General features: G+C 30.8%; 21 protein-coding genes. 10 read left to right on the forward strand and 11 right to left on the reverse strand.

The features are described from left to right. Positions 1-901 precede the first annotated feature (901 nt). From ACP5GV_RS02610 to ACP5GV_RS02630, 5 genes are all read right to left on the reverse strand, one after another. Positions 902-1,984 carry an ABC transporter ATP-binding protein gene (locus ACP5GV_RS02610; protein WP_428102077.1) on the reverse strand — a complete coding sequence of 361 codons (1,083 nt, stop codon included), beginning with the start codon at positions 1,982-1,984 and terminating at the stop codon, positions 902-904. Between the two features lie 9 nt (positions 1,985-1,993). Beyond that, positions 1,994-2,875 carry an ABC transporter permease subunit gene (locus ACP5GV_RS02615; RefSeq protein ID WP_428102080.1) on the reverse strand — a complete coding sequence of 294 codons (882 nt, stop codon included), beginning with the start codon at positions 2,873-2,875 and terminating at the stop codon, positions 1,994-1,996. A 10-nt stretch (positions 2,876-2,885) separates the two neighbouring features. After that, a complete protein-coding gene (locus tag ACP5GV_RS02620; RefSeq protein WP_428102083.1) occupies positions 2,886-3,776 on the reverse strand; it encodes a carbohydrate ABC transporter permease in 891 nt (296 codons plus the stop codon). Between the two features lie 10 nt (positions 3,777-3,786). Beyond that, positions 3,787-5,310 carry an extracellular solute-binding protein gene (locus tag ACP5GV_RS02625; RefSeq protein ID WP_428102085.1) on the reverse strand — a complete coding sequence of 508 codons (1,524 nt, stop codon included), beginning with the start codon at positions 5,308-5,310 and terminating at the stop codon, positions 3,787-3,789. A gap of 76 nt (positions 5,311-5,386) precedes the next feature. Further along, complete coding sequence (locus ACP5GV_RS02630; protein WP_428102087.1) at positions 5,387-7,414, reverse strand: glycoside hydrolase family 13 protein; 2,028 nt, start codon at positions 7,412-7,414, stop codon at positions 5,387-5,389. Positions 7,415-7,616: 202 nt separating this feature from the next. Between ACP5GV_RS02630 and ACP5GV_RS02635 the strand changes: the two genes are divergently transcribed. After that, complete coding sequence (locus ACP5GV_RS02635; protein ID WP_428102090.1) at positions 7,617-9,734, forward strand: glycoside hydrolase family 31 protein; 2,118 nt, start codon at positions 7,617-7,619, stop codon at positions 9,732-9,734. A 275-nt stretch (positions 9,735-10,009) separates the two neighbouring features. Here ACP5GV_RS02635 and ACP5GV_RS02640 read toward each other — a convergent pair whose 3' ends face one another. Further along, a complete protein-coding gene (locus ACP5GV_RS02640) occupies positions 10,010-10,198 on the reverse strand; it encodes a hypothetical protein (protein WP_428102092.1) in 189 nt (62 codons plus the stop codon). A gap of 120 nt (positions 10,199-10,318) precedes the next feature. On the opposite strand from ACP5GV_RS02640, the gene ACP5GV_RS02645 reads away from it, so the two are divergent. Then, entirely contained in the window at positions 10,319-11,197 is an 879-nt protein-coding gene (locus ACP5GV_RS02645; RefSeq protein ID WP_428090246.1) for a hypothetical protein, read from the forward strand. Here ACP5GV_RS02645 and ACP5GV_RS02650 read toward each other — a convergent pair. Then, positions 11,163-12,065 (reverse strand): PfkB family carbohydrate kinase, encoded by a 903-nt coding sequence (locus tag ACP5GV_RS02650; RefSeq protein ID WP_428090249.1) that lies wholly within the window; start codon positions 12,063-12,065, stop codon positions 11,163-11,165. The two genes, ACP5GV_RS02645 and ACP5GV_RS02650, sit on opposite strands and share 35 nt — an antisense overlap. Positions 12,066-12,191: 126 nt before the next feature. On the opposite strand from ACP5GV_RS02650, the gene ACP5GV_RS02655 reads away from it, so the two are divergent. Then, the gene (locus ACP5GV_RS02655; RefSeq protein ID WP_428102095.1) at positions 12,192-13,181 is read left to right on the forward strand and encodes an ATP-binding cassette domain-containing protein; all 990 of its coding nucleotides are present in this window, start codon (positions 12,192-12,194) and stop codon (positions 13,179-13,181) included. Continuing rightward, complete coding sequence (locus ACP5GV_RS02660; RefSeq protein WP_428102097.1) at positions 13,178-14,014, forward strand: ABC transporter permease; 837 nt, start codon at positions 13,178-13,180, stop codon at positions 14,012-14,014. The genes ACP5GV_RS02655 and ACP5GV_RS02660 overlap by 4 nt, the downstream gene beginning before the upstream one ends. A 29-nt stretch (positions 14,015-14,043) precedes the next feature. On the opposite strand, the gene ACP5GV_RS02665 is transcribed toward ACP5GV_RS02660, so the two are convergent. Both ACP5GV_RS02665 and hjc read right to left on the reverse strand, forming a co-directional pair. After that, complete coding sequence (locus tag ACP5GV_RS02665; protein WP_428090254.1) at positions 14,044-15,276, reverse strand: citrate/2-methylcitrate synthase; 1,233 nt, start codon at positions 15,274-15,276, stop codon at positions 14,044-14,046. Positions 15,277-15,401: 125 nt separating this feature from the next. Then, positions 15,402-15,836, reverse strand: coding sequence for a Holliday junction resolvase Hjc (hjc, locus tag ACP5GV_RS02670; protein ID WP_292319141.1), 435 nt, complete (start codon positions 15,834-15,836; stop codon positions 15,402-15,404). 384 nt (positions 15,837-16,220) lie between these two features. Here hjc and ACP5GV_RS02675 point away from each other — a divergent pair, with 384 nt between their 5' ends. After that, a complete protein-coding gene (locus tag ACP5GV_RS02675) occupies positions 16,221-16,721 on the forward strand; it encodes a hypothetical protein (RefSeq protein WP_428102099.1) in 501 nt (166 codons plus the stop codon). A gap of 6 nt (positions 16,722-16,727) precedes the next feature. Here ACP5GV_RS02675 and ACP5GV_RS02680 read toward each other — a convergent pair whose 3' ends face one another. Further along, a complete protein-coding gene (locus ACP5GV_RS02680; RefSeq protein ID WP_428102101.1) occupies positions 16,728-17,297 on the reverse strand; it encodes a class II aldolase/adducin family protein in 570 nt (189 codons plus the stop codon). Positions 17,298-17,398: 101 nt separating this feature from the next. Next, positions 17,399-19,000, reverse strand: a complete 1,602-nt coding sequence (locus tag ACP5GV_RS02685) for a B12-binding domain-containing radical SAM protein (protein WP_428102103.1) — start codon at positions 18,998-19,000, stop codon at positions 17,399-17,401. Positions 19,001-19,370: 370 nt separating this feature from the next. On the opposite strand from ACP5GV_RS02685, the gene ACP5GV_RS02690 reads away from it, so the two are divergent. Genes ACP5GV_RS02690 through ACP5GV_RS02710 form a run of 5 tightly spaced genes read left to right on the forward strand, consistent with a single transcriptional unit; the run spans position 19,371 to position 24,458 of the window. Continuing rightward, positions 19,371-20,708, forward strand: a complete 1,338-nt coding sequence (locus ACP5GV_RS02690; RefSeq protein ID WP_428102106.1) for a lyase family protein — start codon at positions 19,371-19,373, stop codon at positions 20,706-20,708. Continuing rightward, positions 20,692-21,090, forward strand: a complete 399-nt coding sequence (locus tag ACP5GV_RS02695) for a HEPN domain-containing protein (protein ID WP_428102109.1) — start codon at positions 20,692-20,694, stop codon at positions 21,088-21,090. Before ACP5GV_RS02690 ends, ACP5GV_RS02695 begins: the two co-directional genes overlap by 17 nt. A 59-nt stretch (positions 21,091-21,149) precedes the next feature. After that, positions 21,150-21,899: an ABC transporter ATP-binding protein gene (sufC, locus tag ACP5GV_RS02700; protein ID WP_428102111.1), complete on the forward strand. Its 750-nt coding sequence runs from the start codon at positions 21,150-21,152 to the stop codon at positions 21,897-21,899. After that, positions 21,900-23,357 carry a Fe-S cluster assembly protein SufB gene (sufB, locus tag ACP5GV_RS02705; RefSeq protein WP_428102113.1) on the forward strand — a complete coding sequence of 486 codons (1,458 nt, stop codon included), beginning with the start codon at positions 21,900-21,902 and terminating at the stop codon, positions 23,355-23,357. A 6-nt stretch (positions 23,358-23,363) separates the two neighbouring features. After that, on the forward strand, positions 23,364-24,458 hold the full coding sequence (locus tag ACP5GV_RS02710; RefSeq protein ID WP_428069427.1) for a SufB/SufD family protein: 1,095 nt from the start codon (positions 23,364-23,366) through the stop codon (positions 24,456-24,458). The last annotated feature ends 3 nt before the right edge of the window (positions 24,459-24,461 follow it).

A 24,461-nucleotide genomic window follows, 5' to 3' on the forward strand; every position in this document is an offset into this window, starting at 1 on the left:
ATTTGGATATTTTTTTGGTCAGATATATGATTTTCAAAGAATGTTAAAAGGTTTGAACTTAATTAGCCCTTGATAAAAGAACATAGAGTTTACTTACTTTTACGTTATAAGTTACTGTTGAGTTCTCAATTAAACTTTTTAGCTATAGAAAGCAACCTTTAAGGAACTGTACAGTCTAAAGTATGGTATAGGATTGAAGAGGAACAAAATACAACACTATCCATCAAAACATGATAGAAAAAGTAAGGAGTTATTGAAGAAATACTCCCATATAGAAGAAAAACGAGTTAAAGATTATGTTCATAAATTTTTAAGCAACTTATTGAAGAAATATCCTTTAATGCTATTTGCTGTTGAAGTACTGAACAAACAACAGACGTTTAAAGATGCTAATATTACTCATTTACGAAAAGTTTTAAGAATTGTTTGGAAGACTCGTAGCGTTTTCGAATGTAAGTTGCTCACTTTACAGTTCTCTTCTAAAGGAGGTGATCTCGCCTCTCATATCTAAGTCCTTCCCTATATATGGATGATTTTCCAGATATGTAGGACCTTTAGATATAAAGAAGTATATGTTTTGCCATTATGTGAAATTTCGCGTGTGTGGGTTGATGTTATCTTGCTAAAGAGGAAGGTGAAAGATTCTATACCTTGTGGTTATAGTAAAGCCTAAGGATTAAGAATTGAAATATAGATTCGTCAAAATTCTATGAGTTTCAAACCCGTTAGAAGAAGGACCAAAAATCTCATTATAAAATCTATCTTCCAATTTTTCACTCATTAATTTATTAAAATAAAACTTAAAACATTAGATACAAATCTATTGTAAAATATGATGAAAAATAAAGAAAATTAGTTATTTTAATATATTAAATACAAAGAAAAACAATAATAGTAATAATTATCTTAACAAATTTTTCCCGCTTTTCTTATCAAATAAAACTAACGAATCTTCTTTTATATCAAAATTTACTTCATCCCCTCTAGAATAATTAGCAAACGCTGGTTGAATTAGCCTTAAAAGAACATTATCTCCTACATCTATGTGAATAACAGTATACGCACCGATTTTTTCAGTCATAGAAACCTTTCCCTTAAATTGCCCTTTACCTATAATAGCATCTTCAGGTCTAAAGCCTATTATAACTTCTTGCCCGTCATTAATATTGTTTAAATACCTTTTAGGTAAACCAAATTTTAAATTCCCCCTAATAAATGATATCTCATTATTCTTAACGATACCTTCAACAAGATTCATTGGAGGGTTGCCAACAAATGAAGCTACCCAGCTGTTTCTTGGATTTTTATATACTTCCATAGGATCCCCGTAATCCTGTATTATCCCATCATGCAAAATTCCTAATTTAGTTGCTAAGGATAATGCCTCTATTTGGTCGTGTGTAACGTAAACTATTGTAGTATTTAATTTCCTGTGAAGTTCCTTTAATTCCTCTCTAGCGTATACTCTAACAATTGCATCAAGGTTTGCCATAGGTTCGTCCATTAATATTATATCAGCTCCCTTCACTAAGGCCTTTGCTATAGCAACTCTTTGCCTTTGTCCGCCGCTCAATTCTGAAGGCTTTTTTTGCAAAATATCGCTTATCTTTAAAATATCAGCTATGTATTTAACTTTTGATTCTATTTCATTTTTTGATACATGTGAGATTTTTAATGGGTATGCAATGTTATCATATACTGACATAAATGGATAAATTGCATAACTCTGAAATACCATTGCTATGTTCCTTTCTTTTGGTGATAAATCATCTACATTTTTCCCCCTTAAAAATACATGACCTTTATCTTGTTTAATTAAACCCGCTATAACTCTCAGAATTGTTGTTTTTCCTTCTCCTGAAGGACCTAAAATAACCGCTAATTCCCCTTTGTCGATTGACAAATTAAGACCTTTAAGAGGCGTAGTAACAACTTTTTTCGTTTTATATGTTTTCCATATATCCTCTAATTTTATGTATTCCATTTATATCACCTATTTTATCCCTGCTAAATTACTATAAGCTTTAGTCATCATCTTTTGAGATACTAAAAATAAACCCATTAATGGTAAACCCATTAGTACCGCTCCAGCTGCAAATATATTATATGCTGGAGCAGCTGCATAATTAAACAAACCTGATAAATAATAAAGACCTATCATAGCAGTCCACTTTGCTGATGCAGGGCCGATAAAGGCATATGCCAAAGCGTAATCCATGTATGCCCCTAAAAAGCCTAGTAAGGCAGTAAGCATAACAACTGGCAAGGCTAATCTAAATATAATCCTTAAAAATGCCTGAAATCTTGATAATCCGTCTATCATTGCTGCCTCCTCATAATCAGGAGGTATAGAATCTATAGAAAGCTTAGCTAGAAAAGCTGCGAAAACCGCTGTTCCAGGAGTATATGCCAGGATTAAGCCAAGGTAATTCAATAAGTGGAATTTCGCAAATAAGAGATAGAGGGGAACTGCTGTTGCTGTCATAGGTAAAAATGTTATTATATAAATAAATGTTGCAAGTGTTTGCTTAGCTGGCATTTGCATTCTTGATAAGGAATAACCAGCTAGCATAGCCAATATAACAGATAAAACTGCTGTTGCAGCTGCTAATTCTATACTATGTAAAATCCATATAGGAAAGTTGGGCACCTTTATAGATGGAATGAATTTGCCTTCTAAGAGCGTTTTATATGCTGCCAAATAAATATGATTTGGTATTAGTGTCTTTATGCTTATTGAAATTAACCCACCTACTTTGCTAAACGATGTCATAATAATATAATAAATAGGTAAAACTGACCATATCGCTATTGCAATAAGAACCAAATATGAAATAATCAATCTCACAATTTTCTTAATTAACCTAAATTTCAAATTAACCACCTCATGTTATGTTCTCTAAAACTCCAGTAAACTTTAAAACAATTATACCAAGACCAACAGTTATTATCGTAGAAACTATTGAAAGAGCTGCTGCAAATGCATAATTATATTGGCTGAAAGCCTGCTGATAAGCATAAACTGTAAAGGTTTCCGTTGCAATACCTGGACCCCCTCCTGTTAATATGTAAATTGGGTAAAAGTTATTCCATGTAAATACAAAGCTTGTTATAAAAACAAAAGCTATAATTTTTCTTAAGGATGGAAATGTAATTGTTGCAAACTTTTGCAAAGGTCCCGCTCCATCTACATCTGCTATTTCATAGAGTTCTTGAGGTATGCTTTGCAAACCAGAATAGAAAACTGTCATGTAATAGGGAAAGCTTAACCACAAATTGGTTACAATTAATTCAGTCCACGCAGAGCTTACAGATATCAATGAATTTACGTGAGGCAAATGAAGAAATGGTAAGACATATCTATTCATGAATCCATATGGATCTACCCACATACCTTGCCAGACTAATAATGAAATAAAACCAGGAAAAGCCCATGGCAAAATTAGAATGGCGTAAAAAATTGATTTACCGTATAAATCCTTTTGATTTAGTATTATAGCTAATGATAAACCTAAAGCTATCATAGGAATTAGGCTTCCAAGAGTCCATATAACTGTGTTTATTAAAAGTGTCGCTAAATATTTATCCTTAATCATCATTTCATAATTAAACAATCCAATGTATTTGAAATGAAGGAAGTGAATAGCTGCCATGTTAGTAAAGGAAATATAAACTGAATATATTAATGGATACAAGAAAAGAAGCAAAACAACAATAAAAAGAGGAAGAATATATAAAAAGCCAATTATTTTTTGTTTTGTATTCCAACTAACCATTTACTATACCTCAATACTTTGTTGAAAATTCTTGCAATAAATATAAAGAATTAGGTAGTGGAATTGGTGATAGTAAACCGGATTGCTGTAATGCTTGTATAAATGCTTGTTCCATTCCTTGAGCTGCTTGTGTTGCATTTATTTTGTTGGCAAAGAATTCACTAGCATATTGATGGAATGAGGACCAATAAGAACCCATTTGCGGTATATTTGGCATTATCATTCCATGAGTTTCTTGCTCTAAAATGCCTTTCTTTATATTGTTTAAACATAATATAGTGGCATTAGTTGTATTGGTTTCACTTAATTCTTTTAAAGCTGTGTTGTATGCAGAAGTTAAAGCTGGAATATCCCCAGCTGTATTCCATAACCTCATTTCTGCTGAATAGTTCGTTACAAATTCTATGAATAATAATGAAGCATTTATTTGCGCAGGTGTTGCCCCAGATGCTGATGGAGTTGTTATTACCCAATCTTGTGCACCAACAAATGGAGTTGCATACAGCCCAGTTTGGCTAACAACTGGTAATGGTGCTGCACCTAAATTACAGCCCAAAGCACTGAAATAATTTCCTAAATCCCATGGTCCGTCAAAAATTATAGCTGTTTGATTAGATGTAAATAGTTCACCTTCTGCACCTCCTGCTCCAGGCGATGGTGCTAAGTAGTTTATTTTTAAATTATAAGTTAAATTATACCAGAAGTTTAATGCATTAACCATAGCTGTTGAATTCAAATCTGGATATATTTTTCCATTTATTGTAGTAAATATTTGTCCACCAAAACCAGCAAACCATGCACCAAATCTATAACCATATTCATCTGATACACCGTAGGCAATACCCCATATATGGTATGTTTTGTTAACATTTTCGGCAATTTGTATTAATTGATTTGTTGTATTTGGTGGTTCTGGCACAAATTTCTTATTGTAGAACATTACAATGGAGTTTACATCATCAGGCAAACCATATACTGAGCCATTAAGCATTGAGTCCTGAATTGCAACATTTATGTATCTTTCAAAATAACTCTTAGGTAAGTATTGAGATAAATTCAATAACCATCCTGATGCAAATGCTACGCCTGCTGAATCACTTGATACTCTTAGCACATTAGGAGCATCTCCAGCCTGTACTTCACTTTGGTAATTGCTTGCGGAGTCTTGAGCACCATACTCTACATTTACATGAATCCATGGATATTGTTGTTCAAATGCAGCTAATGTTTGATTAAATGCAGCATTTTCTGATGTACTATAAGAATCTGCAACAGTTATTGTTACAGGAGTATGAGTTGTTGTGGTAGTAGTTGTTGTGGTAGTGGTTGTAGTCGTTGGAGGTGGTGTTGTCGTAGTTGTGGTAGAAGTTACTGGAACAGAAGAAGTTGTTGTTACAACAGGTGTAGTCGAAGTCGCAGTAATATGCTTTCTTGTTGCATAATATGCTCCAATTCCTGCTGCTATTATTACTATTACAACGACTATAACTATTACTGCTATCGCAGTTCCACTTAAGGACCTATACTTACCCATAATTTCACCCAAAGTTATCTAATTATATTGTATACGCAAAAAAGTATAAATATATTTATGGTTTATATTAAAAAAATTAATATTGTAAGTTTGAGAGGGCTATTACATAACCGTTTAATTTGTTTTCATTATATCCTTCTTGAATAATGATTTTATGGTTATCTATTTTTATTCCGCTAATCTCTTTTCTACTTATATAAGCGATAATTTCCTCTTTTTTGAACCTTCTTTTTATAATTAACCCATCATTATTTAAAGCATTTGATACAAATGAACCATATTTTAAAGTTGAATTATTTAGCCTTATTTTATTTAATTCTTTTATTAATAAATATATTTCTTTATTCCATTTGTTTTCATTCCAAATCATAGGTTTTCTATTATCAGGATCCTTTTGACCTGATAAACCTATTTCATCTCCATAATATATGCTGGGAGATCCATAAATGGAATACATTATTACATAAGCTCTTTTTACTTTATCAACATCATAGCCTAAAACATTAATAATCCTTGGAATATCATGGCTTCCCAACAAGTTATACATAGAATTTGAAACATTAACAGGTAACTTCATATATTGTTTATTTAAATGTTCTGATAGTTCGTAAGCACTAATTTCATTTATTAAAAATTTTATTATCTTTTCTCTTATTTCGTAATTCATTGCAGAATCAGCAATTTTTCCTAGGGGAAAATCTGATGAATTTCCCATAATTTCCATTATTGTTACTGATTCCTTTAATCTATGAGCGCATTCTTTTAAAAATTCCATTGATTTATCTGGTATTCCATGAGCAACATCAACTCTTATGCCATCAACCCCAAAACTTAACCATCTCTTAACTATTTCACAAAAATGGTTATCAACATCTATATTATTATGATTTAGTTTCGGCATTGACCATAAATTGAAGAAAGATTCGTAAAATGGCTTTAAGCTTTTTAATTCTTGAGGCAGTTTCTGACAGTTGTTATCTATATAATTTTTAAAAAAGTTCATTGTTTCTTCATTTACTTCCTTTAAATCCTCTACTAAAAACCTGTACCAATTCTTTTTTTCAGAATTAAAGTCTCTTAAAGCCTCTTTGAATTCCTTTGCACAAGGGGACGTATGATGAGCTACAATATCTATAACTATTTTCAAACCTTTTTTATGTGCTTTTTCTATTAAATCTTTAAATTTCTCATTTCCACCCAAGTTAGGATCTACATTAAAGTGATCTATAACATCATATCTATGATAACTGGGAGATACATATATAGGAGTTAAATAAATTGTTTCTATTCCTAGGTCTTTTATGTAATCAATTTTGTTTATTATATCATCAATCTTACCACCAATCTTTGTTGGTAACCTTTCCTTATAATCAAAATCTTTTGATAAAAAGCTATCAGGAAAAATTAAATAATAAATCGTTCCTACATACCATGGTATTTCTTTTTCTCCATCAGAAACATAAAATGGTTTATCATCATCAAAACCATCAAAACCGAAGTACTTTTCTCGATTATCAATAATCAGCTTAAATTTATAAGCTTTTATATCGTTATCTGCTATTGCCTCGTAATAATCCCTGTAATTGTCTGAATAAACTTTTTTTGCTTTTATTTCATTCCAACTTTTCCCGTTAAAAAACATTAAATATATATCATCGATTTGATCTTTTATTGTAAAAATTCTTATATGATATCTATTCCCAAGTTTTGATATAAAAGAAGGCATAGTCTCATCATGTATTATGAGCTCATCAGATAAACCGTTTTTTATTGAGTCTCTTAAATCTTGAAGACCTATATTAGCTATAGATGACAAGGTATCAAAAGGATAAATTTTTATGAATTCATGATCTTCCACTTCGAAATCAGTTAAAACATTGTAGTAATTATCAAAATAAAAATATTTATAAATACCTTCCCATATTTTTAGGGAAACTGAGCCCCTATTTCCTTCTTTTTTTAGTTCAAACCTACCTGGAAAGTAAGAAGTAAACTCTGATGCCAAATAAAGCCTTTTTGCCTTTTCAGGCCATGGTATACTGAAGGTCACTATTGGCTCTCCAAATCTTTTTCTTCCAAGCCGAGGTCTATAGTATTTATACATTTTAATCACTCAGCATCTTGCTTTTTAATTTATGTGTTGACGATTGTTATTAATAAATTGATGGATTAAAATTTTTAATGGATTCAATATTTAAAAACCTCATCGAGCACCAAGAGGCCTATTCGTTTTTTCAGATAATTTCTTATCTGAGTATAAACGTATAAATTATTAATAAATAATATTGTTAGAATCAGGTGAAAAAATGGCAACATTAAAATTTGACGAGTTGAAATTTAAAACTTTATCCTTTCACCCATATAAAAATAGATTTTTTAAAGATGGATGTATTTATTCAGACTATGGCAAATTATGTTATTCATTAGTTGATGATGGTATTTTAAGGATTGGCAATAGAATTAATGGAAACGTAAATAGTTCATTTACTACAAATAACTATAGAGTTCATTTACTACCAAAATTGCTAATCTTTAATAATGATAAGGTTCTTGAAGAGTGGGGAACTGGAGAAAATGAAGGAGAGAGATCATGGTTTGATCCATTGTTTGATTCTTCATTAGAATGGTATGATAAGACAACTATAACAACTGGCGTTTTAACTTGTAAAGATGGTAAAACTTGTTTTTCCTTTTCCGTATCTTTATCTGGCGATGAACCTATATATGGCTTGGGTGAGCATTTTGGGCATATAAATAAAAGGGGTTACGATTTTATAACGTGGGCTTCAGATATGCCTTCAACTCCTAATTATGCAACCTATATTCCAATACCCTTCATATGGTCCGTAAAGGGTTGGGGTCTTTTAATAAACAGTTCTTCACCAGTTTATTTTGATATAGGAAAGACTTCTTATGATAGGCTTTTAATTATAACAAGGGATTATTTCGATTCATATCTATTTTTAGGTAATGTAAAGGAAATATTTAAGAAATTATATAGTATAACAGGTAAACCAAAAAATGAATTACCTAAGTGGAGCTTCGGTTTTTGGCAGAGCAAATGCGCCTATAGAAATCAGGAAGAAGTATTAAGTGTTGCAGAAGAATTAAGAAAAAGAGAATTTCCAAGTGATGTTATTCATATAGACCCTCCATGGATGGGAAACTGGGATAAATTCAATTGCGATACAGTGGATTTAGAATGGGATAAAAAAGCATTTCCAAATCCTGATGAAATGATAGAAAAATTACATAAAATGGGATTCAAGCTTTCTTTATGGATAAACCCTTATATAGAGCCTGAGACAAAGTTATGGAATATTATGAAAGATAAGCTGTTAAAATCATCAAATGGAGGCCATGCAGTTCCTCTAGCAGATTGCCAAAAAAGAGAAAATGCTGGGATACCGGATCTGTTTGATGAAGAAGGCTTTTCAAGATATAAAAAAGTCTTAAAAGAGCTAGTTTTAAAATATGCTGATGTAATTAAAGCCGATTATGGAGAAGCAATACCTTTTGATGCAATATCAAAAGGTTTAAGAGGTGAGGAACTTCACAACCTTTTTCCCTTATATTATATGAAAGCTGTTTATGAGGCAACTAAAGAGATTAAAGGATATGGAATAGTTTGGGGTAGATCTGGCTATACAAGTATTTGGCAATATCCATTAAACTGGGGAGGTGATCCCCCATCAACTTGGGAAGGACTTAGGCAGGCTTTAAGAGGACTTTTATCTTTTCATTCATCAGGAGGAATTTTTGCATCATTTGATATTGGAGGTTTTATTGGAAAACCAAGTGAAGAACTTTACATAAGGTGGTTGCAAGCGGGTATAATGATAAGTCATGTAAGAGCCCATGGGAATAGCGAGAGAGAACCATGGAAGTATAATGAAGAAATAACTAAAAAAATGATAAAATTAAGATATAAGCTATTACCATACATATATAGCGAGTCCATAAGATCTATAAAAGAAGAAACTCCTCTTATTAGGCCATTGTTCTTTGAAAATGATGATCCTAACACTTATAATATAGATGACGAGTTTTATTTAGGTAATAGTCTATTGGTTGCACCTATAATGGAAAAAGGAGGTAAGAGAAAAGTCTATTTGCCAGAGGGTTACTATATTGAATTCTTTTCAAATAAGTATTTTGAAGGAGGAAAATGGTATAATTTATCTTATGATTTAGATGAGTTTCCTTTATTTGTTAAGCTAAACTCAATTATTCCAATGCTAAAGGATGAAATCTCTTATATAGAAGAAAAGATGTTTAATAATATAGAATTTCACGTATACGGAAATAATGCAAAAATGGATTATTATGATAAAGGAGTTGAGGCTGAAATAATATGCAAAAATAAAGAATGCAAAACAATTAACTTACCAAATGATATTGAGTATGTTTTTGTTTACCATTAAATTATTCAACAATTTTACAGCTACACAATATGCTAAATGGCTTAGTTTTTTCTCTGGAAGAAACTATTGCGCCCAGTTTTACTTATCCCAAGAACTCTGTTTCTTTTTTTAACCTATCAAAAAGCATTTCAGGGGCACTTTCTATTATAATGAAATTCTTGCTCTATTTTAATCCCTTCTCCCGAAACTGAATATCTTATTTCTGATAATGAAGATACATAAGAGTTTTTCATTATAAGGGAAGAATAAACTATACCATTTTCTCCTATACCATTTTATTCAATACTTGTATATGGTTTAATTATACTACTAGCTAATATTTGACTTCTTTTTCCTTTATAAGCAGGACCTATAATAATTGCTCCTTCTTCAATACATGTATAATCATCTATTATAAATCCGTTTGAAATTATTGCTGACCTACTTGTGTTAACGCTTTTGTTTATTTTAAATTTCTGAATCACTTAATATTATTTTTAAAGCATCTAAAAAGTCCACATGAAAAAGGATTGCACTATTAATGCATAAGATTTTTATTAACGTATTTATACTTTCTTTAAATTAATTAACTTATAGGTGAAAAAATGGTTTCAATGCTAATAACAGGGTCATCAATATTCACAGGAAAAGAATTGATAAGAGATGGCTACGTTTTCATTGAAGATGGTAAAATAAAAGAAGTGGGAATTCAGCCAGTTCCCGATGAAATAAGCGAGCCTTCTTTAGTTTTAGGAGGAAAAGGTAGGATTATAGCCCCATCTCTAACAGCTATAGCAGATATATCAACCTTCTTAATTAGATTTTTTAATTTAAAGATGAACAAAAGAATAGAATTGTACAAGATGCTTAGTAAAAAGGACTTGTTTACTTTATCTTTGCCAAGCATTTATGAGTTAAACATGCATGGAGTTACAACGATATTTGCTGAGTCTATAGACGTTTCGTATATCATTGATCTTCAAGATAAATTAGGAGGATTCTTTGGCATAGCTGCGCCATCTTGTATAGACAATATATCAGTACCACCAAGCCTCAGTGGAAAAATAGAAGTTAGCGGCTATGGTTGCGATGGAAAAGGAATTAGCGAGGATTCTAATGATTACTTAACATTATTAGGCAAGAGAAGTTATAATTTATCAAAAATAGAAAATGTTTATGAAAAAAGCGAAAAGATAAGGGCTTTAGCTGGTTTACCTCCAAATATAATAAAGGAAAACAACAAAGCTGAAATTGTTGTTTATGATACGTCTAGACCACCAGCGATGAATTATTATAAAGGAACATTAGATTATATAAAAAACATATATAACGAAAACGCAATAATAGAAAGCCTCTTAGCTGGAGAAGACGTTTTAATAGATATAGGAGGCCATTTAAGGATAGGTCAAAAGCATCTAAGCGAAGCTGAAAGTCTTATAGAAAAAATAGTTAATAATGCAAAATTTCAACAAATTTTAGCTTAGATTCAATTTCATCTAAATAAGGCATGTTACTGCTTCCCAACTTTTCTACTTTAGCAGATCCAGCCGATATGGCATATTTTAATGCCTCATTAATATCGCCTGTGCTTTTATAAAAAATGTTAAAGGATGCATTAAAGGCATCTCCTGCACCAGTTGGATCAATCTGATTTATTGTAGTCTCTATTTTGCCTAAAATTTTTTTATTTTTGTTTATAATTTCCGCTCCTTTTGATCCTTTCTTTATAGCTATAAATTCTAACCCATAGTTTTTAAATAACTTATTAACATCTAAATCTAAGCATGAGAACTCATTTTCATTTATTAATAACCAGTTGATATATTTTATGTTGTTAATAATTTTTTCTTTATTATAGCATGCTTCCCCGCCAGGATCATAGCTAATTGTTTTTGTTTTATTCGCATATTTGGCATATTTAATTAAATCTGGGTCAACACTAGAAAAATGTATATGGTCTCCATCAATTTTTTCATTGCTTAATCTTAACCCTTTGTTAGCATTTCTTGCTGTAATCATTGTTCTTGTTGATTTCTTTCTATTAACAATTATCATTACCATACCTGGTTTTTCTTTTGAAATTTCGACAGATGAAACGTCTACGCCCTCTTCTTTTAATTTATCTAAAAATCCATATTTGACTATATCTTCTCCAGATCTAGCTATAAGTTTGGCTTTATGATTTAATCTAGATACAGCTATAGCGTAGTTTGTGGCAGCTCCTCCTAAACCTATCCATACATCTTTTGCAACAACATTAAAGTCCGGTTTTAATTCTTCTTCAATTATTGATATAAAGTCTATATTTATGTTACCAATTGCTATATGAGTTTGTTTTTTATTATATTCCATTTTTCATCAATATTTGTTTAGTTTTCCGGATAAAATTAACTATATGATAAATTATTTATATACACTTTTCTAATATATAGCAATATTTATATATTATTTTTATATACATTAATCCGGGTGAAACAAATGGAAACTGCTATCGAAGTCAAAGATTTGACCAAAAAGTATGGAAACTTTGTTGCAGTAGATCATATCAACTTTACAATCAATAAGGGTGAAATATTTTCTTTATTAGGCCCTAATGGAGCAGGTAAGACTACAACAATTGGAATGCTATCAACAATAAAAAGACCTACAGAAGGTGATGCTTATATATTAGGATATAGCATAGTTAAACAGAAGTACCACGTTAGAAAAATTATTGGGGTTTCTCCTCAAGATTTAACTGCAGATGATGAATTAAGCGGTTATGAAAATGTATTGATTATGGCTAAGCTTTTTGGCTATAAAGGTAAGGAAGCGGAAGATAGATCAGAATGGGCTTTAAAGTTTATGGATTTGTGGGACAGCGCTTTTAGAAGGGTAAGAGAATATAGCGGAGGTATGAGGAGAAGATTGGAAATAGCTATGAGTATAGTGCATAATCCATCTGTTATATTTTTAGATGAACCTACTTTAGGTCTTGATGTGCAATCAAGAAGGCATATTTGGGAACTCGTTAGAGAGCTTAAGAAAAATGGAACAACTGTTTTGCTTACAACCCACTATATGGAAGAGGCTGAAGCATTATCAGATAGGGTAGCAATAATAGATCATGGAAAAATTATAGCTATAGGAACTCCTGATGAACTCAAAGCTAAAATAAAAGGCGATAGAATTTATATATTAGTTAAAGAAAATGATCAATTGGATGAGATTATTAATAAAATCAATGATATAATCCCTAATTCAGCAATAAAAATAGATAATCAAATTTTAGTTAAAACTGAATCATCAAGTGAGTTACTTCCACAACTTATTAAGATATTATCAGGCTACGATGTTGTTGAGCTTAAAGTAGTGAAACCGAATTTAGAAGAAGTGTTTTTAGAGTTAACAGGTAGAGAGCTTAGGGAAGAAGAAGGAGGATTTGATAGATTTAAATATATGAGAGTCACAAGGGGTGCTAGAAGATGATTCAGGAAGTTTATACATTGACTATTAGGGAACTTAAAAAGTGGTTAAGTAGAAGGGGTACATTTGTAGTGTCTTTAATAACTCCATTGTTCTGGTTAGGCTTATTTGGAAAGAGTCTTAACTTTGCTCAGATGTTTGCCCCAACAAATATACCCCCACAATACTCATCTTTAATTTCTAAATATGTTGACCAACAATTGTTAAACTTGTTCGGTACAACAAGTTACTTTACCTATCTCGCAAGCGGAATGTTAGTTGTATTTGGATTTTTCCAAAGTGTTTTTGGCGGAACAAACCTAGTTTTCGAAAAGAGGTTAGGCTACTTAAATAGATTATTAATGACTCCAACGCCAAGATCAGGTATATTTTTATCAAAGGTGTTTGGAACTCTAATCAGAATATTATTTTATGAGGCTATATTAATATTAATAGCTTGGGGACTGGGGATTAAATTCAAGCCAGAATTGACAGTAATAAACATATTATTAGCTGGTATTGCAATAATATTTGTTGCTATAGGGTTTGTAAGCATCTTTGCAGCAATAGCATTTAATGTTGATAATGTTGAAATTATGTTTGCTATAGTAAACTTAATTAATTTGCCATTAATGTTTGCGTCAAGTGCGCTATTTCCATTAAAACAAATGCCTAGTTGGTTACAAGAAATAGCCAAATTTAACCCAATAACTTATGCCGCAGACATAGTTAGATATAATTTAGTAGGTGCACCTATAAGCAATTATTTATTGAGCTGGATAATTCTTATAGTCATATCAATAACTCTATTTGTAATAGGAATGCTGGTTAGTATAAATGCAATGGAAAAAGCATAAACCAAAAAAAAAAATTAAAAAAAAATAATTTACTTTCTTTCTGACATAGGAACGTACTTAAGTCCTACTGGCCCTTTATAATCTTCTGTTGGCCTCATTATCTTGTTTTTCTTCGTGTCTCCTTCACCAACCTGTTCTATGTAATGAGCAGACCAACCAACAATTCTACCCATTGCAAATATTGGTGTGTACATAGGTATTGGAATACCAAGTTGATAGTAAAGTACACCTGTGTATAAGTCTATATTTGCAGGTAAGTTCTTCTCTTTCTTCATGACTTCTTCAGACTTTTTAAGAACGTTTAACCACATTTCTCCATCTTTTAGTTGTTTAACGAATTTCCCTGCAACGTCTGTTCTTGGGTCATGTACCTTGTAAACTCTGTGCCCAAATCCCATGATTAATTCTTTTTTAGCAAGCTTATCTTTTATATATTCTTCTATGTATTGATCTAATGGAACACCTTTAGCCTTAGCTTTAGCTAAAGCGTCTAAGAACATTGCCATCGCTTGTTCATTAGCACCTCCATGTAATGGGCCTTTTAATGCACCAATACCTGCTGCTATAGCGCTGTATATATCTGTTAAAGTGCTAGCAACTACTCTTACAGTAAATGTGCTAGCATTAAATCCGTGATCCATATATAATACTAAAGTGCTCTCAAATGCTCTTGCCTCCAAATCTGATGGCATTCTACCTAATATCATTCTTAAAGAGTCTTTGCCATGAGGCAAACTTGGATCGGGTTTATATAATTGGCCATCCCTAGATAAGTGCCATCCAGCAGCAAAGAAAACTGGCATTGCTGCTATTAACCTTAATGCATGATCATATAATAAATCTCTTTCAAATTTCCATTCTGGAGCAAAGTATTGACCCATCATACTTACTGCAACTTGAGCATAATACATAGGATGCGTTGCGGGCACATATTTTAATGCATCAAATATTTTTTCAGGAATCTGTCCTCTATACGTATCAATTTTATTCTTTATTTCTTTATATTCACTTTCATTAGGTAAGTGGCCATATAGTATTAAATGTGCTGCTTCATAGAAATCAGCATGTTCTCCTATATCATCAATTGTATACCCTCTATATATAGTGCTTGTACCTTTTGGATCTACTCCGCTCACGTTAGTAGTGTCAGTAATGACGTCAACTAATCCTTTTGGTACTCTTATATAATAACCTTGTTGTGGAGGAGTTAAGAATTTCCCTAATGGAGTTTCCTCAACCTCACATTCTATCTTACTTGTCATAATTCAGACCCATTTTATAATTGTTTTAGTAAATACATAAATCTTTAAAATAAAATGTTATGAACATATGTTATTTAAAATCTAAAAATTTTTATCATTTAAAAGATTTAAAATCTAAAAATTTGTTACTTATTTTTTAAAAATTCTTCCATATCCTTATGTTTTTTAAATAACGCTTCTTCCAAATCTCTAAACCTGAGGCCTTCTCCTGGATTCTCAAGTTTAAAGCTGTTTCCTTTACTTTCTAAATTATCTATAAAATGAAATCTCCATTCTTTTCTTGATGATTTAAAAGCGATAATAGGTATACCTAAAGATCTTTTTGAAAATTCCATTAAATTTAAAATTTGAGAGGAATCAATATAAAGAGGCGAATCATTTCTCTTACTTTTTACTTCTATTACTAAAATTCTTCCATCCTTTATAGCAACCAAATCAGGTTGATATCTTTTAGAAACCCCACCTCCGCTTGATGGACCTCTAACAACAGCATAACCATTTTGCCAAAATAAATTAGCTAGTTCGTTTTCCAATCTAGTTGCTTTAGCTTTTGGCTTCATCTTCTCACACTATTTAAAATATTAATCTGAAAATTTATTTCCATTTTAAGTTTCTTATCGTTGATTAAACGTATCTTAATTTTTTCTTTATGTGCAAATCTTATATAATATTATTTCATTAACTCCAAAGCTTTGTATTTTGTTTAAATTATGATCGAAGAATGTTCTCTTCAATTATAACGTGAAACCTATTTTTTAATTTAAAAATACAATATCATAATATATAACACCTCACATAAATCGTACAATTTTGAGACAACAAGAAAACTTTCCTATTTTTAAAAAAAGTCCATAACCATAATTGTTCGATAAGCATAATTGTATTTATAAAATCATATGATTTATTTTTAAACTTAAACCTAACTAAAAATAATAGGGATAGCTATGTCATCTTACAAATTTGAAGATAGAAGGAAATTAGTTTCCTATTTTAGAAAAGAGGCTAAAAGAGAAATAGAATATTCTGGGAAAATAAAAAATACAAGTAATAATTCTGTAAATCCTATAATTAGATTAATTATGGACGCTGTAGCACAAGATTCTATTAAGCATTCAAAAATATATGAAACTATGGCATTAATAATTGAAAATCCTCAGCTTATTACAGAAACTGAATCCAAAATGGTTTTAGATGATATGAAGAAACATATAGAAATGGAAAAAGAATCTATAGATGAACTTAATGAACTACTAAAAAACGATGCAATAAAAAACGATAAACCATTAAAGTTTTTAATAGATATGTTACTTAGAGATGAAAAACTTCATCACGCAATGTTATCTGATATTTATAATTTATTGATAAAAAATATTACTTTAACAGAAGAAGATATATGGCAACAAATATGGAATGATGCTATGTATCATGGAACACCTGGAGGCTAAGATCTTTTAAGATCCTTGCAATTGAATCAGTGATAAATCTTCAACAGCCTCAATAATTTCCAATGCATGATATATAGATTCGTTTGAATATGAGACTATTCCATGATTGTCCAATATAATCGCGTTACATCCCATTTTAGCGGCTTCTCCTACAGCATTGGCTAATTCTTCTGTTCCAGGGGCTATAAGTGGAATTTCTTGTAAGCATTTTATTTTTAAAGACGTTTCTGTTAAGTAATTCAAATCCAGCTTCATGCCTTTTTTAATTAATGCAAGTAAATATCGTGGATGTGCATGAACAACTGCTTTAGCGTCTTCAACATTTTTATAAATTGATAAGTGCATTCTCCATTCACTACTTGGTAAGCCTATAATTGCCTTTCCATCAAAATCTATAACAGCAACATCATTATTAGATATCTTATGTCTTGGAACACCTGTAGGGCTTATATAGACTAATTTGCTGTTTCTATCTATAAGGCTAGCATTTCCACCTCTAACTTGAACTAAATTTCTATTGTACATTAACTTCATTACATCACAAATCTGAGCTAAATAAAATTCATTTATATTCATCATAATCACCAAATTCTTCTGTTTACTATATTATATCATTTTGTTTGATTCATTTTAAATTTATTTGGTTTAGAACCTTCATTTTATTTTTAAATTAAAAATTAAGTTATACTTTCAATTAGGTTTTTGTTAAATGTTTCTTCATTTTCAATCATTTCTTTTGTTTTTTCTATATAAGTTGTGCTATAATTTTTATATCTATTTATAACAAAGTCTATAATGTAATTGCCTATATTCAATATAAGAGATTTAATTATAGGATTATACATTTTGTCAACAGCTAAATTTAAGCTTCTCTTAGACTCAGATAAAGCCTTTATTAACGCTTCTCTAATAAATTCTCCTCTTAATGGGTTTTCTAGCAATTTATCTAATATTGTAAAGTCCCTATGCCTTAAAGCACCCATAGGAATAAATGGTAATGGAAATGTAATAACTCTTAATTTCTTTAATTTGTCTAAAAGTTCTAAATCTTTAAGTATATCATCATCTTTTTCGCCAGGCAAATTTAATATAATGGTACCAACAACAATCCAACGGTTATCATTAAGTATTCCTATTCCTTGTTCTACTACTTCTTGATAGTTTTCAGGTTTAAATGGTAAAACTTTTCCTGGCATTAATTTCTTTAACAATCTTGGAGAACCAGTTTCTATGCCCATTTCAATATAAGTCCATCTTCCACCTTCGTTTATATATTCACCTACCTCTTGAACCATTTTAGGAGATTCTAATACAACTGCCGCCGTTGTAAAATCTGTTGATATAGTATAATCATCTCCATAGGATTTAACTAATTTATAGGATTTTTTGACAAGATTTAAAACTTTTTCTGGATCAGGATCTATACCTTTAGCTCCATATCTAAAAAATTCTTCACTGTGTAAAGTAATATCCTTAGATCCACCTTTTTCTATGTTAATCTTGATTTCCTTTTCTATATGACCTTCAAATGGCAATGATTTTATCATACCGCTAAGTGTAGGAGTACAAAAAGAACAACCTCTACCGCATCCCCTTGTTACCTCAACAAGACCTCCATTAGCTGGAGTCCTAATTATAGGAATTTTATCTAGGGGTGCAGGACCACCATAAACTATACTTGGGACATTGGCCCCATTTATTAGATCAAAAACTACTTTAGGTCCTATCGACTCAAATTCTCCTTCATATACAACATCTATGCCTAATTTTTTATTATATCCGGTATCTGTTAATTGCCACGTTGCAGGACCTCCAACTAAAATTTTTATGTGTTTTCTATGTTTTAATAAGGTTCTATTTATTAATATATTTAGAAAAGATCTTGATATATATGGAATACCCTTATACGGCAAATTTGCAAGCTTTAATATCCAATATGTTATTCCGCTGCCGAAGCTTAGACCTAAAGGATCCATAACATATATTCCCAATATTCTTGTATTATCACCTATAAATCTATCAAGCTCGTATGGGCTAGCTATTACTATATCTTCTCTTGGAATACCAAAATCTAGCAAAGCTGCTTCTACTTTTGAAAGACCATATGGGGCCTTTTTTGCAATTCCTTTTTTATTTTCTACCTTAAAATAAAAATTTGAAATAAATGGAGGCATGTAGTTATCAGGCAATGCACTAATAAACCCGGCAACAGTAGAACCAAGTGTCTCGCTCGCTGTTGCTCCTTCTGCAGTTAAAATTATTTTTACTCCATTGCCCATGATAACCACCAAATATTATAATTCTCTATATATTCATAATATATTGAAAAAATTAATAAACATTTATTAATACATACTATATCAAGGTATAACCATATTTTTCTTAAATATATTAAAATAGTTAAATAACGTAAAAGTGTATGATTAAATTGATGTTATATATCTGGATTACTTTATTATAAATGGTTTTTAGGGTCGTTCATAATTTTGTTATATATAACTATTTTTTATACGGCTTTTTACAACAAGATATTTTAATATGAAAACCCTTTTAACTACTATAAATTATATACTTGCTTTTTTAAAGTATCTTTTCAATATATAAATAGATATTAACTTTATTCTTAAAATTATATCACGGTGAGACACTTTGTCATATGAAGAAGAAGCAGAAAAATATTATCTGAAGACTGGACTTAAATTTCCGTTTAGTTTAATAAAGTCAATATCGTTAATAAAGGCCTCTGCTGCTATAGCAAATAAAGAACTAAAATTGTTAGATAGCGAGATTGCTGATGCAATAGTAAAAATATCGTTAATGCTTGCAAATGGAGAGTTTGCAGATGAAATAAGAGTTGATGTATTTCAAACGGGATCTGGTACAGGAATTAATATGAATATTAATGATATAATATCTAGACATGCCTCTAAACTAATAAATAAAAATGTACATCCAAACGATCATGTAAATATGTCTCAAAGTAGTAATGATGTTATACCGTCAGCAATAAGAATAGCATCTTATTTAGAAGCTAAAGATGTTTTATCAAACTTAGCAAAATTATTAAATGTGCTGTATGAATACTCTGAAAAATACAAGGATTTTATAAAACCCGGTAGAACTCATTTGAGAGATGCTTTGCCTGTTACATTGGGTCAAGAGTTTTATGCCTATTATGAAGAATTCATTAAAGATAAGCAAGACCTGGAATATGCTATGAACCAAATATTAGAAATACCACTAGGCGGTACTGCTGTTGGAACAGGTATTAATAGTCATGAAAGATTCAAAGAACTAGCGATAAAAAATCTTAAAGAATTTCTGAATATAGATATAAAACCTTCAAAGTCTTTAATGAGGCCAATGAAGCTACTAAGCGATTTAATACTACTAAGCTCCGTATATAAGAAAATTGCTATAGACTTATGGAAATTAGGTAATGATATAAGATTGATGTTCTCGGGACCCAATACAGCTATAGGAGAAATCGATATGGAGATTAACTTGGCAGGAAGCAGTATAATGCCTGGAAAAATAAATCCAGTAACTGTAGAAGCTATTATGCAGGCATCTTCTGAAATATTGGGATTAGACAATGCAAATTCTTACATATCTTTATTAGGAGAATTCGAGCTAAATATGGGTAATCCATCAGTGATTTATAATATATCGCTTCAATCTTTGTTATTAAATGAGTCATTGAAAAAGCTTACAGAAGTCGTTTTACCAAGCATTAAACCTTTAAGAGAAAGAATGAAGATACTTGCTTTCAGTAGTCCATCCTTAATAACAATATTTTCTCCCTTAATAGGATATGAAAAAGCAAAAAGCCTATATGAAAGAATTAAAAACGGAGAAAGATTAGAAGATGTAGCCAAGGATTTGGGATTAGATGAAAAAACAATAAATTTGATTACTGATATAAATATATTAGTTAATCCAGGAATTCCAATACTTAAAGGGAAAAAAATTGAATCAAATAAATGAATCGCTTAGGCTCATAAGATCTGCAGAGAATCATTTAATTAATAAGGAATTTGGTATTTCTTGCTATGAGTCAAGACTATCTGCAATAATTTCACTAAAAAAGTTAGCTGATTATTTAAACTTAGAGACAAAAAATAACACCCTAAGAGAATTATATAAACAAATTAATCGTTTTTTAAATCTAAATTCGATAAAATATTGCATAGATTATTTAGATAGTTTAAAAAATTTAGAAATTAGTCATTGTGATACATATTGTGCAGATGAGATTCCTGGATCAGAAATACTTGAATATGCTAATAAAGATGATGCCGAAAGAGCTATTAAATGTAGTAGAGAAATATACAACTTTTTATTATTAAATATAATAAATTTGAATTGAAAAGCTCTATATTTTAATTTATTAACTTTAACACCTGTTAAAGTAGGTGGGTAAAAGATATGTCATTAGAGACAATAGATTTAAGTGTAACAATTGGAGATAAGCAGATATTAAATAACATGACTATTAAGCTTGAAAGAGGAGAAGTTCTAATTTTGATGGGACCCAATGGTAGTGGTAAAACAACTCTTGCTTTTGCATTGTTAGGTCATCCAAAATATCAAATTAACAAAGGAAAAATAATTTTAGATAATAATGATATTACTGACTATCCAACATATCAGAGAGCTTTAATGGGATTAGGGCTAGCATTCCAAAATCCAGTTGAAATACCTGGTTTAAGATTATCAATGTTACTAAATGCTATTCAAATGAAGAAAAGCGGCTCAAGTTTTGATATTTCATCAATAGATCCAAAATTAATTATTTGGGCAAGAAACAAAACAAGAGAATTAGGACTTCAACCCTCATTTTTGGAAAGAGAAGTAAATGTAGGTTTTAGTGGTGGAGAGAAAAAGAGGTCAGAAATGTTACAAATATTAACTATGGATCCAAAATATATAATTTTAGATGAGCCTGATAGCGGATTAGATGTTGATGGCATAAAACTTATAGGAGAAACTATAGATAGTTTAAGATCCGCAGGAAAAGGAATTTTAATAATTACCCATCATGCAGAAATCACAAAGTTTGTTTCACCCGATAAAGTTATGATAATGTCTAAAGGAAAGATTGTGGACGAAGGCGGCATTGAGTTAATTAAAAAGATTGAAGAATATGGATATAAAGATTATGAAGGGGTGCAATAAATGGGTTCTCCAATAGAATTAGCAAAGGATAAGGAATTAAAAGAAATAGTAGAGAATAAAGGTATAGAAGATATATTAGGTAAATCAATTCCATACCCTAAAGACATTGAAATAAAAGGGAAGATAACAAAAGATATAATAGAAGAGATTTCAAAGTCTAAAAAAGAACCTCAATGGATGCTAAATCTTAGATTAAAAGCATTGGAGTTATTTGAAAAACTCCCAATGCCAAATTGGATAGCAGGAGTAGAAAGCATAGATTTAGAGGAATTCGCCCAATATGTTAAGCCTAAAGTAGAGGTCGCAGAAAATTGGGATCAATTACCTGATTGGATGAGGGATATGTATTCTAGGATAGGCTTACCAGAAACTGAAGCAAAGGTTTTATCAGGATTAACAGCAGTTTTCGATAGCGAAAATATTATTAGCAGACTTAAGGATGAACTTAAAGAGAAAAATGTAATATTCATGCCTATGGATGAAGCAGTACAAAAATACCCTGATCTAGTCAAGGAATACTTTGGTAAAGAATTTCCTATGGCAGACCATAAGTTTGCTGCACTTCATTATGCATTATGGAGCGGGGGAGCTTTTGTTTACGTACCCAAAAACACAAAGATAGTGAACCCAGTTGAAGCATTTTTTATAATAGGAGGGGAGTTGGAAGGGCAATTTGAACATACATTACTTGTGGCAGATGACAATAGTTCTTTTGGAACAAGTTATATACACTTTATAGAAGGTTGTGCTGCTCCAGTATTAAGAAATTATAGTTTTCATGATGGAATGGTAGAAATTTATGCTGGTAAAAATTCTCAGGTATATTTTTCAACTCTACAAAATTGGAGCAGAAGCATAATCAATTTTAATAATAAGAGAGCTATAGCAGAAGAAAATGCTCATGTGGAATGGGTAGAAGGTAGCATTGGAAGTAAAATGACTTATACTTATCCTAGTACGATGTTAAGAGGAAGAGGCGCTTCAACAAAAAACATTTCTATAGGCATTTCAAACGGCCCTTATATAAAAGATGTAGGCTCTAAAGCAATTCATGCTGCTCCAGATACTAAAAGTATGATTATATCAAAAAGTATAAGCTCAAATGGAGGGATTGCAACATATAGGGGACTAGTAAAAGTATTGAAAGGAGCTGAGAGAAGTTTTTCTCACGTGCAATGTGATAGTTTAATATTAGATGAAAAAAGTCAGGCATATACGTTACCAAGAAATGAGGTTGATGAACCAACAGCAATAGTATCTCATGAAGCAACAGTCGGTAGACTTGGCGAAGATCAATTATTCTATATGGCTTCTAGAGGCATTAGAGAAGGAGAGGCTAAGGCATTAATTGTTAATGGTTTTATAAGGGACGTTTTGAAGAGCCTTCCATTAGAGACTGTAAGTATATTGACTAAAGTTATTGGACTAGAATTTAGCGAATTAGGAAGCGTTGGGTGAAAATTTATGAATTCTTTTGAGATTAATATAGAAAACATTAAAAAGCATAAATGGCAAGATATTGGAGACTCTCCCACTACAAAATATTATACTGATTGGAGCCAATATGAAAAGATACTAAATAAACAAGGAGAATTAAAATTTGAAAAACCAAATGGAAAATTCGATTTTATAGTAGGTCCTTGTGGAAATTCTAATAAGGCATACGAACCCAAACTTATTAAACCTGAGGAAAGTAAACTTGCTTCATATCATTTTTACTACTTAAATGAGATTAATGAAATCAACTTAGATTCAGGAGAATATGCCATATCTTTTTGTAATCCAATAAGCGAAAGGTGGGTCTCGCAACATCTTATTGTGAATATAAAGGAAAATTCTAACGTCTCTTTATTAATTTATGAAGGTAGAAAATCTCCAGGAAGTAGTGTTATAGAAATTAATGCACATAAAAACTCTAAGTCAAACCTTGCTATACTTCTTGATCCTGAAATAAAATATCCAACAGCCTATTTAATAAGGAAAGCAATATATAGTCAGGCCAGCATGAATTCAATGACATTTTCTACACCAACATTAATGAATAGAATAGAAGAAAAAGTCGTTTTATTTGATAATTCTATTTTTAATCATAAATCACTTACATTATCTTACAAAAATTCAAGGGTTGATAATATAATAGATACAATACAAGTTGGCAAAAACTCAGATAGCGATGTTTCAGGCTTAGGATTTGCGTTTGATTCTTCTTTATCATCAGTTAGAGGAACTGATATAATAACTTACGATGGAAGAAAGAGCAGGTCTAATTTTATTGTTGAGGCTATAATTTTAGGGAATTCAGCTAGAGCGTATACTATGCCAATGATGAAAATTGAAACGGGAGATGTAATTTCCGCTACACATAAATCAGCTCAATATAGGGTTAGTGACGACATACTTTTCTATTTGCAATCAAGGGGGTTAACATATGAAGAAATAGTATCATTGTTAGTATATGAAAAAAGTTTGAGTATGGCCAATCATCTGGAAAATATTAAGGAAAAAGTGCAAGAATTTATAAAACAAAAGTTAGACAGAATTTTTAAAAATCAACTTTAAATT

Origin of the sequence: Caldisphaera sp. (genome assembly GCF_049974385.1) — an archaeon.
In the GTDB taxonomy this organism is placed as follows: Archaea; Thermoproteota; Thermoprotei_A; order Sulfolobales; family Acidilobaceae; genus Caldisphaera.